This window comes from Neobacillus niacini, from assembly GCF_031457145.1.
GTDB classification, from domain to species: domain Bacteria; phylum Bacillota; class Bacilli; order Bacillales; family Cytobacillaceae; genus Neobacillus; species Neobacillus niacini_J.
In genome coordinates this window covers 40,377-54,679 of record NZ_JAVDVZ010000002.1, presented here as the reverse complement: position 1 = coordinate 54,679, position 14,303 = coordinate 40,377, and the positions used below count along the sequence as shown (strand labels likewise).

The window sequence follows — 14,303 nt, the reverse complement described above, 5'->3', positions numbered from 1 at the left end:
GAATACTAAGGAGGAGATTCAATGTCAGTTGAAATAAATAACCTTCAAAAAACACTTGAAGATCGAGTAGAACAAATTAAAAAGGGTGGGCCCCCTAAGTATCATGAGAAAAATCAGGAACAAGGGAAACTATTTGTTCGTGATCGGCTAAAACTATTATTCGATTCTGGTTTTGAATTAGAGGATGCGCTTTTTGCAAACTGTATCGCGGGGGATCTCCCGGCAGATGGTGTTTATACCGGAATGGGAAAAATCAATGGTCAGCTAGTATGTGTAATGGCAAATGATTCAACGATAAAAGCGGGTTCCTGGGGTGCACGCACAGTTGAGAAAATTATCCGTATCCAGGAAACAGCAGAAAAAATGCGTTTACCGCTGCTATACCTTGTGGATTCAGCTGGTGCCCGCATCACGGATCAGGTTGAAATGTTCCCTGGCAGGCGCGGGGCAGGTCGGATTTTTTACAATCAAGTGAAACTTTCTGGGAAAATTCCACAAATTTGTATTTTGTTTGGTCCGTCTGCTGCAGGTGGAGCCTATATCCCGGCATTTTGCGATATCGTGATCATGGTAGATAAAAACGCCTCGATGTATCTGGGCTCGCCACGGATGGCCGAAATGGTGATAGGTGAAAAAGTTACCTTGGAGGAAATGGGTGGTGCACGGATGCACTGTTCCGTATCCGGATGTGGAGATGTTTTGGCGAAAAATGAAGAGGAAGCCATTGCAATAGCTCGTGATTATCTTGCTTACTTCCCAGCAAATTTTTCTGAAAAACCTCCTGTCCGTGAGGCAGTAGCTCCAAAACAATTGAAGAAAACGTTAGAAGAACTGATTCCAGCAAATCAAAATTCTCCATTTAATATGCATGATTTAATTAGTGGAATTATCGATGAAGGTTCCTTCTTTGAAATCAAAAAGCTATTTGCAGCTGAACTCATTACAGGTCTTGCCCGCTTGAACGGAAAGCCTGTCGGAATCATTGCCAATCAGCCGCGTGTAAAAGGCGGGGTATTGTTCCATGATACGGCAGATAAAGCCGCGAAATTTATTAATCTTTGTGATGCTTTCCATATTCCGCTCTTGTTCCTGGTTGATGTTCCAGGATTTATGATTGGTACAAAAGTAGAACGGGCAGGAATCATTCGCCACGGTGCGAAAATGATTTCCGCCATGTCCGAAGCGACTGTTCCAAAGATTTCTGTAATTGTTCGTAAGGCCTATGGTGCAGGTCTATATGCGATGGCCGGACCGGCATTTGAACCGGATGCATGTCTTGCGCTACCCTCTGCTCAAATTGCGGTTATGGGACCAGAAGCTGCAGTTAATGCAGTATATGCTAAAAAAATTGCCGAGTTACCTGAAGAGGAGCGTGCTGCTTTTATCGAGGAAAAACGCAATGAATATAAAGAGGACATCGATATTTACCGATTAGCATCAGAAATGGTGATTGACGGTATTATTCCAGCAAATTCTTTACGCGATGAGCTTGTAAACCGGTTTGAGGCATATTCCTCAAAATATATGATTTTCTCAGAACGAAAGCACTCAGTATATCCGGTTTAAAAAATATAACAAGAAGGCACCTTCAGTTTTGAGGGTGCCTTTTAACATTGTGTTGTTTGGTTCATTTCTTCTATTGGATTATCATTTTGCTGTGAACGCCATTTTTTTATGCCAAAAATGTTCAAGTAGAGTCAGTTTTACAAAACTCATTATTTGTACTGGTCCAGCCTGTTGAAATATTGGATAAGGAATTGATAGAAATTCTTTTCGGATGGTCCAATGTCTCTATGTTTCGGAATAATAACCCCAACTGTACGCATGGCCTTTGGTGTTTCAATCGGTACTTTGACTGTGAATCGGGGAACAGAGTCATAGAATGTACTCTCCGGTAATAGGCTAACGCCGATTCCTGCAGAAACAAGCCCTTTTAAAGCATCCATATCCTCCCCTTCGGACGCAATGTTCGGTTCGAAGCCAGCCTCATGACAGGCATCTATAGCAATTTTTCGAAGGATATATCCATCTGGAAATAAGACAAATGGATCTGTCTGCAAATCACTTAAATACAGACTTTTTCTATCAGCCAAGGGGTGATACTCAGGAAGCAAGGCAACGATATTTTCCATAAATAAAATCTTAGCCTCGAGATCAGGTTCCTTCATGGGCACAGGTCCAAGAAAGGCTAAATCGATTTCTCCGTTTTTAACCGCATCGATTAAGTAGGCATAGGAGCCATGCCGCAAATGAAAATTAACATTTGGCGCAACTTCCTTATAAGCCGAAATAAGAGTTGGAAGCCAATATATGGAAAGACTTGATGGATATCCAATATTAAGCGTTCCTCCTAGTGGATTGAGATATTCTTCTACTTTTTCCTTTCCTTCTTCTAATGTTTTTAAAGCACTTATGGCAAATTGTAAAAAAATATTTCCAATCTGTGTAATCTTAATGTTCCTACCGACCCTTTCTAATAACTTAACCCCTAGCTCCTCTTCTAGCTTGGTAATTTGATAGCTAACGGCTGATTGTGCCACGTTTAGATGATCAGCTGCCTCAGTAACATGCTGCCGTTCGGCAACTTCGATTAAATAACGTAATTGACGAAGTTCCACTTTTGTTTCTCCTTCCCATTCATACAAGAATTAGATTGATTTGATATAAATTATATATTGTTTGGATTGATTAGAAAACCTAAAATAGTTCATATAGAATATTTCGACAAAAATAAACCAACTGGGAGAGATTTGATATGACGTTTCATCAACTACCAAAAGCACAAGGTCTCTACCGTCCTGAATTTGAACATGATGCTTGTGGAATTGGGCTGTATGCTCACTTAAAAGGGAATGCTACACATGCTATTGTGTCAAAAGGTCTGAAAATGCTTTGTCAAATGGATCATCGCGGCGGACAGGGGAGTGACCCGCTGACTGGCGATGGCGCGGGACTTATGGTTCAAATACCGGATCTTTTCTTCCGAACAGAATGTTCAGCAATAAATTTACCTAAAAAAGGGAAATACGGTGTGGGGATGCTGTTTTTCTCAAAGGATGATGCGGAACGAGAAAAAATAGAAACATATATTAATAAAATAGTGGAACAAGAGGGCCAAACAGTACTTGGCTGGAGAACAGTCCCGGTCAATGCAGAACCAATCGGGGTAACGGCACAGGAAAGCTGTCCTGTGATCCGCCAGTTGTTTGTTAGTGACAACGAAAATAGTACGGATTCATTAGCGTTTGAACGAAAATTGTATGTGATTAGGAAACAAGTAGAAAAATGGGCGACGGATTCCCAATATCGGTTTTATTTTGCGAGCCTTTCGAGCAGGACAATTGTTTACAAGGGGCTGTTAACGCCTGAACAAGTTGATCAGTTCTATTTGGATTTGCAGGATGAGAATTTTATCTCTGCGTTTGCTTTAGTGCATTCACGCTTTAGCACAAACACATTTCCGAGCTGGGAAAGAGCACATCCTAACCGTTATTTAATTCACAACGGCGAAATTAATACCCTTCAAGGAAATATTCACTGGATGAATGCGCGAGAAAAACAATTCGTTTCTGAAGCGTTTGGTAGCGATTTGGAAAAAGTACTGCCAATCCTAGATACTGATGGAAGTGACTCATCAATCTTAGATAATGCGCTTGAATTTTTAGTGCTTGCTGGCCGTAAGCCTGCGCATGCAGCCATGATGCTTGTTCCAGAGCCATGGTCAGAAAATCCTCATATCACCCAGGAAAAGCGAGCTTTTTATGAATATCATAGTTCTTTAATGGAGCCTTGGGATGGACCTTCCGCCATTTCTTTTACCGACGGAAAACAAATAGGTGCTATCTTAGATCGAAACGGTCTTCGTCCGGCCCGTTATTATGTTACAGAAGATGATTATATTATTTTTTCATCAGAGGTTGGCGTCATCGATGTTGATCCAGAAAAGGTGTTATACAAAGAGCGACTGAGCCCAGGGAAAATGCTATTGATTGATTTAGAAGAAGGACGAATTATTTCTGACGAGGAAATTAAATCTGAGCTTGCAAGAGAACAGCCATATCAGCAATGGCTTGATGGTCAGCTTGTTCGATTGGAAGAAAAAGTAGAGGTTGAGGGAGAGATTCTAGCAGATTTACTGGTTCGCCAAAAAGCTTTTGGATATACGTATGAAGATATTCAAAAATATATCCTTCCAGTTGTAAGTGAAGGCAAGGATCCGCTTAGCGCGATGGGAAATGATATGCCGCTCGCTGTTTTATCAGACCGGCCACAAGCTTTGTTTAATTACTTTAAGCAATTATTTGCCCAAGTAACGAATCCGCCGATTGATTCCATTCGTGAGGCTATCGTTACTTCAACCATTTCCTATTTAGGAGCGGAAGGTAATTTGCTGAATCCAACAGCAGAAAATTGCCGTCGGATTCAGCTGGAGACACCGATTCTTACCAACTTCCAGCTTGAAGAATTAAAGAACAGCGAATTATTTAAAAGCAAAGTGATCGACATCCTGTTTTCAGAGGATTTAGGGAATAGTCTTAACGAAATGTGCCGTCAAGCAGAAGAAACAATCGCAGAAGGGGCCAGCTTAATCATCCTTTCTGACCGTAATATGAATGAAAAAGATGCTGCGATTCCATCATTACTGGCTGCAAGTACCCTTCATCAGCACTTGATTCGTGAAGGATTAAGAACGAAGGCAAGCATCATTGTTGAAACAGGGGAAGTAAGAGAAGTTCATCATTTTGCAGTATTGCTCGGATATGGAGTAGATGCAATTAATCCTTATCTGCCTTTCTCGATTTATCAGGACGCCGTACAGGAAGGGATTTTACCGTACACGTATACAGAAACAGTTAAAACATACGTGTATGCAATGACTGAGGGTGTTGTGAAGGTCATGTCCAAAATGGGGATTTCAACCGTACAGAGCTACCGTGGTGCGCAAACTTTTGAAGCAGTTGGTATTAGCACTGAGGTGATTGATCGTTACTTCACTGGTACAGTTTCCCAGCTGGGAGGGATTGGTTTAGATACTATCGCTGAAGAGGCGAAGCTACGCCACATTGCAGCTTATACTGATTTGACCGACAAGACATTAGAATCAGGCAGTAACTTCCAATGGAGACATGATGGTGAACACCATGCCTTCAATCTAGGAACAATCCATACCCTGCAATGGGCTTGCCGCAACGGTGATTATCAATTATTTAAAAAATACTCGACACTTGCAAATGAAGAAAAACTTGGCTTTTTACGCAACTTATTCACCTTTAATGGTTCGAGACCGGCTGTCCCGATAGAGGAAGTTGAATCCATTGAGTCAATCGTTCGCCGCTTTAAAACAGGAGCGATGTCATTTGGCTCTATCAGTAAGGAAGCTCATGAAACATTAGCGATTGCCATGAACCGATTAGGCGGAAAAAGCAACTCGGGTGAAGGAGGGGAAGATTCGAGCCGTTATGTTTTAGATGAAAATGGCGACAACAGAGGAAGTGCCATTAAACAAGTTGCTTCCGGCCGTTTTGGTGTAAAAAGTCATTACCTTGTTAATGCCAAAGAACTGCAAATAAAAATGGCACAAGGAGCAAAGCCAGGTGAAGGTGGACAGCTAATGGGTAAAAAGGTTTATCCATGGGTTGCCGACGTTCGTGGGGCAACACCAGGTGTCAGTTTAATATCTCCGCCGCCGCACCATGACATTTACTCTATCGAGGATTTGGCTCAGCTAATCCATGATTTGAAAAATGCCAACCGTGACGCTCGTATCAGCGTAAAGCTTGTTTCTAAAGGCGGCGTTGGAACCATCGCTGCTGGTGTTGCTAAAGCGGTAGCCGATGTGATTGTGATTAGCGGTTACGATGGTGGAACTGGAGCATCGCCAAAAACGAGCATTCAGCACGCCGGATTGCCATGGGAACTTGGATTAGCAGAGGCACACCAAACGCTTATGCTGAATGGTTTACGTGATCGGGTTGTACTTGAAACAGACGGAAAATTAATGACAGGTCTGGATGTCGTCATGGCTGCCTTGCTTGGAGCGGAGGAATATGGCTTTGCAACAGCACCTCTTGTTGTTCTAGGGTGTGTGATGATGCGTGTTTGTCATTTGGATACATGTCCGGTTGGAATCGCCACTCAAAACCCTGAGCTTCGTAAAAAGTTTACGGGTGAAGCCGATTATATCGTTAACTTTATGCGTTTTGTTGCACAGGAAGTACGTGAGATTATGGCCGAGCTTGGATTTAGAACGGTTGAGGAAATGGTCGGTCGTACCGATGTTTTAATGGTAAGTGAGCGGGCAAAAGCACATTGGAAGGCACAGCATTTGGATTTAACTAGGTTGCTTTATAAGCCTGAAGGAACACGCACCTTTAAGCGACCGCAAAATCATAAAATAAACGAAACCCTTGATGTAAAAAGAATTCTGCCAGCTGTTCAACCGGCTTTAGAGCAGGGAACACCAGTGGATGTCAGCTTCCCAATTACCAATGTAAATCGCGTGGTTGGTACGATTGTTGGTAGTGAAATATCCAAACGATTCGGTGAAGAAGGTCTTCCAGAGGATACCATTACCCTTAGGTTTACCGGTTCGGCAGGGCAAAGCTTTGGTGCTTTTGTACCGAAAGGGATGTCTCTTTTTCTTACCGGGGACGCAAACGATTATGTTGGAAAAGGTCTGTCTGGCGGGAAAATCATCGTTAAAGCAGATGAACACACAAAGATCGTTTCAGGAGAAAATGTGATTGCTGGAAATGTGTCCTTCATCGGGGCAACAAGCGGTGAAGCTTATATTAACGGACGCGTTGGGGAACGTTTTGCTGTTCGTAACAGCGGTGCAAATGTGGTTGTTGAAGGAATTGGTGACCATGGCTGTGAGTATATGACTGGCGGACGTGTTGTTGTACTAGGGGATGTTGGCAAAAATTTTGCAGCTGGAATGTCCGGTGGGATAGCCTACGTCTTAGTTGATGACAAGAATGAATTTAAAACTTTATGCAACCAAGAATTGATAGAATTTGAATCGGTATTAAGTCCTGCCGATCGGACTGAGCTAAAAACATTAATCAAAAACCATTTCCGATATACAGATAGTGTAAAGGCCAATTGTGTTCTTGAAAACTGGGAAGAATGTGTGAGGAAATTTATCAAAGTCATTCCAAAGGATTATAAAAGGATGCTCCATTTGATTGAGGAGCAAATTGTAGCTGGCTTACCGGAAGATAAAGCCGTTATGCGTGCATTTTTAGAGAATTCCGGAGCGAAAACAGTACCATCAAAACAACATGAAGCTGGAATCCGCTAAGAAAGGGGAGAGGGAAAATGGGGAAAATAACAGGATTTATGGAATATTCCCGGGTAAAAGTTGGAGAAAGACAACCTCTAACCCGCTTAAACGATTGGAAAGAGTATACTGCTCCTTTTTCTGCTGAAAAGTTAAGTATACAGGGGGCCCGGTGCATGGATTGCGCCACTCCCTTCTGCCATACCGGGATGGAGATTCGAGGAGCAACTTCAGGGTGTCCGATACACAACTTGATACCTGAGTGGAATGATCTAGTCTATCGCGGCCGTTGGAAAGAAGCACTTGATCGGCTGCTGAAAACCAATAATTTTCCTGAGTTTACAGGAAGGGTTTGTCCTGCTCCGTGTGAAGGTTCATGTACGCTGGCGATTTCCGACCCTGCGGTAACCATTAAAAATATTGAACAAGCGATTATTGATAAAGGATTTGAAAACGGATGGATCATACCTAGGATCCCAACCTCACGGACCGGAAAGAAAGTGGCAATTATCGGTTCCGGTCCTGCCGGTTTGGCAGCTGCTGATCAGCTTAATCAAGCAGGTCATTCGATCACCGTTCTTGAGCGTGCCGACCGTCCTGGCGGGTTGCTGATGTATGGAATACCGAACATGAAGCTTGATAAAGAAGTGGTAGAACGCCGGATTCGATTATTGGCACAAGAGGGAATCGACTTCGTTACGAATACAGAAGTAGGTAAAGATATAACAGCTGCAGAACTTCAAGCACAGTTCGATGCCGTCATCCTTTGTACAGGTGCGCAGAAGCAGCGGAATTTAGAGATTGAAGGCAGTGAAGCGAAAAGTGTTCACCTTGCCATGGATTATTTAACGTTATCGACAAAAAGTCTATTGGATTCCAATTTTGAAGATGGTCAATTTATCAATGTAGAAGGCAAAGATGTCATCGTTATTGGCGGTGGGGATACAGGTGCCGACTGTGTGGCCACAGCTCTTCGTCAGAAATGCCGCAGTGTTGTTCAATTTGGAAAGCATCCACAATTGCCTGCTGAACGCACTTCGGATAATTTATGGCCAGCCTATCCAAATGTTTTTACAATGGATTATGCTTATAAGGAAGCAGAAGCTAAATTTGGGGAAGATCCTCGTCAATATTCGATTCAAACCAAGAAAGTTGTGGCCGATGAGAATGGTACCGTGAAAGAACTTCACACAATCCAAATGGAGAAACTAAAGGATGAAGAAGGGCGTTATTATTTTAATGAAATCCTAGGCACTGAAAAAGTATGGCCAGTTCAGTTCGTTTTTGTCGCAATTGGCTTTGAGGGCACAGAGCAGCCTCTGTTAAACCAATTTGGTGTGAAAGCAGTTAATCATAAAATAAATGCTGCATATGGTGAGTTCAAAACCAACGTCGAAGGAGTGTTTGCTGCGGGAGACGCCAGAAGGGGGCAAAGCCTTATCGTTTGGGCAATCAACGAAGGACGTGAAGTTGCGCGGGAAGTAGACAAATACCTGGGTGCGAAAACTCTTCAATATTGATATTACTTGGATATGTTGTTATAAACGAAGGGTTAGATTTAAACTTATGTTATTTATATGTTTGGAGCAAATCTAACAAGTGCATAATATATAATTGTAAGCCGCTCCTGCGGCTTTTTATTTTACTAATTAACTTATTAAACCATTTATTTTAAAGGTGGCAGCAGTCATGGGAGAAATTCCAAAAGATATAGTTCCATTACCCCAGGAATTTTATGAACAGCCTACACTAGAACTAGGAAAGGCATTGCTCGGATGCCTCCTTGTAAAAGAAACACCTAAGGGAATTGCAGCAGGATATATTGTTGAAACAGAGGCATACATGGGTCCAAGTGACAGGGCTGCCCATAGCTATAATAACAGGAGGACGGCAAGAACAGAGGTTATGTTCCATCGTTCAGGTCTTGCCTATACATATCTTATGCACACACACTGCCTTTTCAATGTGGTTAGCGGAGGTGAAGAAAATCCTGAAGCCGTTTTGGTCCGTGCCCTTGAACCTCGGTACGGAATTCAGCTTATGAAAAGCAGAAGAGGGATTGAGCAACTGAAAAATCTCACAAACGGTCCTGGAAAACTGACAAAATCATTGGGCATTTCAATGGAGGACTATGGCAGTTCACTCACTCTCCCACCTTTATACATAGCCAAAGGCTTTCGTCCGGAAAGCATATCAGTCGGTAAAAGGATTGGAATTGATAACTCTGGTGAAGCGAGGGATTATCCTTGGCGTTTCTGGATTACGAATAATAAATATGTTTCAAGGCATCAAATATCTGAATATGTTGTTAACTTGATACAGAATCAAAATGTTTAAGAATAAATGTGCCTTCAAATCGATAATTTATAGACTATTCTAGCAACTTTGTATTAAAATGAAATTTATATATTTAGTTCTATCAAATATAGAGTAATCTCCCGTACCAAACCTAGGGTAATAAAACTTTTAATATATACTGGAGGCAGCTATGAACTTTGTTAGTACACGCGGAAATGTAAGTAAAATCGGTTTTATTGATACAGTCTTAATGGGACTGGCAAATGATGGGGGATTATTAGTACCTGAGAAAATCCCACAAATTCCTGCAGAAAAGTTAGAAGCAATGTCCAAGTTAACGTATCAAGAATTAGCGTACGAAATCTTTTCCTATTATGTTGATGGAGAGATCCCGGAAAATGAGTTAAAGGCCTTAATCGAGAAAAGCTATGCAACCTTCCGCCACCCTGAGGTAACACCTGTTCAAAAGCTGAAGGATAACATGTATGTGCTAGAACTCTTCCACGGGCCAACCTTTGCGTTTAAAGATATTGCACTGCAATTCTTAGGAAATTTATATTCCTATGTATCAAAGAAGACAGGTGAATCGATTCATATTCTTGGCGCTACTTCAGGGGATACGGGCGCCTCAGCCATTGAGGGTGTCAGAGGAAAAGAAGGGATTCGCATTTGTATTTTGCACCCACATGGCAAAGTAAGTAAGGTGCAAGAATTACAAATGACCACGGTTGATGACAAAAGTGTTTTGAACTTGGCCATTAAAGGAACGTTTGATGATGGTCAAAGAATTATCAAGGAATTGTTTGCTGATGTGGATTTTAAAAACAAATATCATATGCGTGCGATTAATTCCATTAACTTTGTTCGGATCATGGCGCAAACGGTTTATTATTTCTATGCGTATTTCCAAGTGAAAAAAGAGACCGATGTAAAGAATATTAACTTTAGTGTGCCAACTGGGAATTTTGGGGATATCTTTGCGGGATATCTTGCAAAGAAAATGGGACTGCCGGTTGGTAAACTCATCGTTGCGACCAACGAGAATAATATTTTAGAAGGTTTTATCCATGATGGAGTGTACAAGCCAGGTGAATTCCGCAGCACGTATAGCCCTTCTATGGATATCCAAGTAGCTAGCAATTTTGAGCGCTATCTATATTACTTGCTTGGAGAAAATCCCAAGTCCGTGTCGGTCTTAATGGAGAAATTCAAGTCAGAAGGAAAAATTGTTGTAAGCGACAATTTGCTCCAAATAGTGAAAGAAGATTTTGCGGCACATGGAGTTAATGGAGAAGAATGCTTGGAAACAATCAGTAAGTACAATGTTGAAACAAGTTATTTATTAGATCCACACACTGCGTGCGGGGTCGCTGCATACGAAAGTTGTAATACACCAAATGAGATTTGTGTCACACTAGCAACTGCTCATCCGGCAAAATTTAATGAATCGATTGAACGTTGTAATATCCAACAGACATTTCCTGAGCAAATAAATCAATTGTTTAATAAACCACAGTATTTAGAGGTTGTTGAAGCCGATAAAGGTAAAATTGTTCGTCATTTAGAAAAGCTTTTTAGTTTTACTGCAAAATAAAACCAATGCAATCTGTAAATTCGGATACGATTTTCTGGAGGAAGTAAGGGCTCAAGTTCAGGTAAATAGGAACGGGGAAACTGCCGATTTGTAATTATCGACAGTTTTTCCCATTGGATTATTTATCAAAAAAGAGGGGACCCCTCTTTTGCGGTTTTTATAAAAATTTATTTTTTTAATATATTGTCACATGATTATTAACATGATACTATTAGTTGAAATTTAAATCCCTTTAATCTGGTCCAGAGAGTCCAAAAAGGCGAAGGTAAAATTCATACATATTAATTATGTCTATGAATGCCCTTTTGTCCTTTGGATGAGAGGGTATTTATTTTTCAAAAAATCTTTTAAATAAGTCCTGTGAGGCTTGAAAGGAGAATGACAATTGGATTATCGTAAAAAAACAGTAGTCGCATCAGTAGCTGGTTTAACATTAGAGGGTATGGATATCATGTTTATATCCTTTGCGATGTCAATGATTATTTCGGAGTTTCATATTGATATGGCAGCTGGTGGACTTATTTCTTCTATTACTAATATAGGAATGCTTGCTGGGGGAGTTATTTTCGGTATTTTAGCAGATAAGTTTGGGAGAGTTAAAATATTTACTTATACCATTCTACTATTTGCTATCGGAACAGCGTTAACCGGGCTAGCACAAAATATCGAACAAGTATATTTATTTAGGTTTATTTCAGGCTTAGGAGCAGGCGGAGAATATGGTATTGGTATGGCACTTGTCGCTGAAGCATGGCCAAAGAATAAACAAGGGCGCGCTTCTTCATACGTTAGCGTCGGTGCACAATATGGTGTTATCCTTGCAGCAGTTCTTAGCGCGATGATTCTTCCTTCATGGGGATGGCGAGGATTGTTTTTCGTTGGATTGGCCCCAGTTATATTCGCCTTTATCGTACGAAAGAAACTAGATGAATCACCTGTATGGCTCGCTTCACAAAAGAATAAGCAAGTCGCGCAGAAACAAGGTAAATTAAAGCAATTGTTTGCTACTCCTAGAATAACATTAACAACTTTTGCTCTGGCAATAATGGCAACGGTCCAAATCGCAGGTTATAATGGTTTGATGATTTGGCTGCCGTCAATGCTTCAACAATCCCAAGGCTTATCCGTTTCAAGCTCGGCACTTTGGACCATCAGTACTGCTGCGGGAATGATTGCAGGTATGTTAACCTTTGGACAATTTATCGATCGCTTCGGAATGAAACGCTCATATGGAATCTTCTTAGTTGCTTCCGCAGTTGCTGTCTTTCTATATTCTTATGCGTCTGGCAGTGCAGGTCTTTTAATTGGCGGTGCGATTGTCGGATTCTTCTCGAATGGAATGTTTGCAGGTTATGGAGCATTAATTAGCAAGTATTATTCAGTAGAAATTCGCAGTACCGCAACGAATACAATTTTTAACTTTGGCAGGGCCTTAGGTGGATTATCTCCAATATTAGTAGGATATATCCTGCAAAATGCAAATGTAACGGTAGCAATGGGGTATCTTGCATTACTCTATTGTATCTCCTTAATAGCAATGGTTAGTTTGCAAAAGGGAAAATTTAAACAAGAAGAAATGAGTCATCTAACTAAAGCAGTGTAATGGTAGTAAGAAAGCCATTCTCTCCAAGATTCAGCTGGAGGGAATGGTTTTTTATATTGGTAAAAAAAATGAATTTTTTGAAAATAGATTGACTCATTGGAATGAAACATGATATAAACACAGTAAGAATTTTAGTACATTAAAGCATATGACATACAAATAATGACAAAATAGGATATACAGGAGGCATTACTTTCATGGGACAGAGCAGCAAAATTTTAGACTGTACGATTCGAGATGGTGGCTTGGTAAATAATTGGGATTTCAGTGTCGAATTTGTTCAAGACTTGTATAATAGCCTAAGCGCTGCGGGTGTTGAATACATGGAGATTGGCTACAAAAACTCTCCAAAACTACTGAATGCAACTGAGCCCAATCCATGGAGATTTCTTGACGATAACTTCCTGAAAGAAATTTTCCCTGAGAAAAAATTCACCAAGTTTTCTGCTCTAGTAGATATTGGGCGGGTAGATCCAAATGACATTTTACCACGTGAGCAAAGTGTTTTAGATATGATTCGAGTGGCTTGCTATATCCGCGAAGTAGATAAAGGGTTAGAGCTTGTACAAATGTTTCATGATTTGGGCTATGAGACTTCACTTAACATTATGGCTTTATCCAGTGTACCTGAAAAACAACTTACGAAAGCGTTTGAAATGGTGAAGGAAAGTCCTGTGGATGTTGTATATATCGTCGATTCCTTTGGAAGCCTAGATCCTACGGATATCGAGCACCAAGTGAAAAAATTCAAAGAGTTGATACCTAACAAACAGCTTGGAATCCATACACATAACAACATGCAGTTAGCATTTGCCAATACATTAGCAGCAATGCAAAATGGGGTTACATACTTGGATTCGTCTGTTTATGGCATGGGCCGTGCTGCAGGTAACTGTAATACAGAACTTCTTGTCAGCTACATCCAAAAGCCAAGCTATGAACTGAAGCCAGTACTTGGAATGATTGAAAAGCACATGCTGGAAATGCGCCAAAAGTGGGAGTGGGGTTATATCATTCCATATATGATTTCCGGTGTACTAAATGAACATCCACGTGTTGCCATGGCTTACCGTGATAGCGCGGATCGTGACAAATTTGTAGATTTTTATGATAAAGTAACATCACCCGAAGCCAATATTGCTCCTGCAACGAAATAGGTTAGATTACCAAAGAGTACATCTCTAGATAGAGGTGTACTCTTTGGTTTTTTGAGGGATTTATTAAATTGATGCCAATAGGAAATGAGAGCAGGATAACTGCAATGAGAAAGGAGAGTTGAAGAAAAGGTGATCATGAAGGATGATAACCAAATACCGGATTGTAAGCTAAGGAAAAGGTCATCATGAAGCGTATGATAACCAAAAACCGGATTGAAAGCCGAAGAAAAGGTCATCATCAAATGGATGATAACCAAATACTCGATTGAAGGCTGAAGAAAAGGTCATCATGAAGCGTATGATGACCAAAAACCGGTTTAAAGACTGATGAAAAGGTCATCATCCACCAAATCATGACCAAAATTCTAA

Annotated in this window: 8 protein-coding genes; 7 read left to right on the top strand and 1 reads right to left on the bottom strand. The window is 40.9% G+C overall.

Features of this window, described 5'->3' with window-relative positions; genetic code table 11:
• Positions 1 to 21 precede the first annotated feature (21 nt).
• On the top strand, positions 22 to 1,566 hold the full coding sequence (locus tag J2Y03_RS05055) for an acyl-CoA carboxylase subunit beta (RefSeq protein ID WP_310191498.1): 1,545 nt from the start codon (positions 22 to 24) through the stop codon (positions 1,564 to 1,566).
• Positions 1,567 to 1,715: 149 nt separating this feature from the next.
• Here J2Y03_RS05055 and J2Y03_RS05050 read toward each other — a convergent pair whose 3' ends face one another.
• Complete coding sequence (locus J2Y03_RS05050) at positions 1,716 to 2,618, bottom strand: LysR family transcriptional regulator (protein WP_310191494.1); 903 nt, start codon at positions 2,616 to 2,618, stop codon at positions 1,716 to 1,718.
• A 137-nt stretch (positions 2,619 to 2,755) separates the two neighbouring features.
• Between J2Y03_RS05050 and gltB the strand changes: the two genes are divergently transcribed.
• From gltB to J2Y03_RS05020, 6 genes are all read left to right on the top strand, one after another.
• On the top strand, positions 2,756 to 7,303 hold the full coding sequence (gene gltB, locus J2Y03_RS05045; RefSeq protein ID WP_310191491.1) for a glutamate synthase large subunit: 4,548 nt from the start codon (positions 2,756 to 2,758) through the stop codon (positions 7,301 to 7,303).
• Positions 7,304 to 7,320: 17 nt separating this feature from the next.
• The gene (gene gltD, locus J2Y03_RS05040) at positions 7,321 to 8,802 is read left to right on the top strand and encodes a glutamate synthase small subunit (RefSeq protein WP_310191489.1); all 1,482 of its coding nucleotides are present in this window, start codon (positions 7,321 to 7,323) and stop codon (positions 8,800 to 8,802) included.
• A gap of 169 nt (positions 8,803 to 8,971) precedes the next feature.
• A complete protein-coding gene (locus J2Y03_RS05035; RefSeq protein ID WP_310191487.1) occupies positions 8,972 to 9,619 on the top strand; it encodes a DNA-3-methyladenine glycosylase in 648 nt (215 codons plus the stop codon).
• 151 nt (positions 9,620 to 9,770) lie between these two features.
• Positions 9,771 to 11,174 (top strand): threonine synthase, encoded by a 1,404-nt coding sequence (gene thrC, locus J2Y03_RS05030; RefSeq protein WP_310191484.1) that lies wholly within the window; start codon positions 9,771 to 9,773, stop codon positions 11,172 to 11,174.
• Between the two features lie 385 nt (positions 11,175 to 11,559).
• Complete coding sequence (locus tag J2Y03_RS05025; RefSeq protein ID WP_310191482.1) at positions 11,560 to 12,777, top strand: MFS transporter; 1,218 nt, start codon at positions 11,560 to 11,562, stop codon at positions 12,775 to 12,777.
• Positions 12,778 to 12,974: 197 nt separating this feature from the next.
• Positions 12,975 to 13,934, top strand: a complete 960-nt coding sequence (locus tag J2Y03_RS05020; RefSeq protein WP_132091155.1) for an aldolase catalytic domain-containing protein — start codon at positions 12,975 to 12,977, stop codon at positions 13,932 to 13,934.
• Positions 13,935 to 14,303 lie beyond the last annotated feature (369 nt).

What these genes read in the sequence shown, in the direction of transcription:
- J2Y03_RS05020 (WP_132091155.1), top strand. Translation starts at nt 12,975, where the DNA reads ATGGGACAGAGCAGCAAAATTTTAGACTGTACGATTCGAGATGGTGGC.
- gltD (WP_310191489.1), top strand. Translation starts at nt 7,321, where the DNA reads ATGGGGAAAATAACAGGATTTATGGAATATTCCCGGGTAAAAGTTGGA.
- gltB (WP_310191491.1), top strand. Translation starts at nt 2,756, where the DNA reads ATGACGTTTCATCAACTACCAAAAGCACAAGGTCTCTACCGTCCTGAA.
- J2Y03_RS05055 (WP_310191498.1), top strand. Translation starts at nt 22, where the DNA reads ATGTCAGTTGAAATAAATAACCTTCAAAAAACACTTGAAGATCGAGTA.
- thrC (WP_310191484.1), top strand. Translation starts at nt 9,771, where the DNA reads ATGAACTTTGTTAGTACACGCGGAAATGTAAGTAAAATCGGTTTTATT.
- J2Y03_RS05035 (WP_310191487.1), top strand. Translation starts at nt 8,972, where the DNA reads ATGGGAGAAATTCCAAAAGATATAGTTCCATTACCCCAGGAATTTTAT.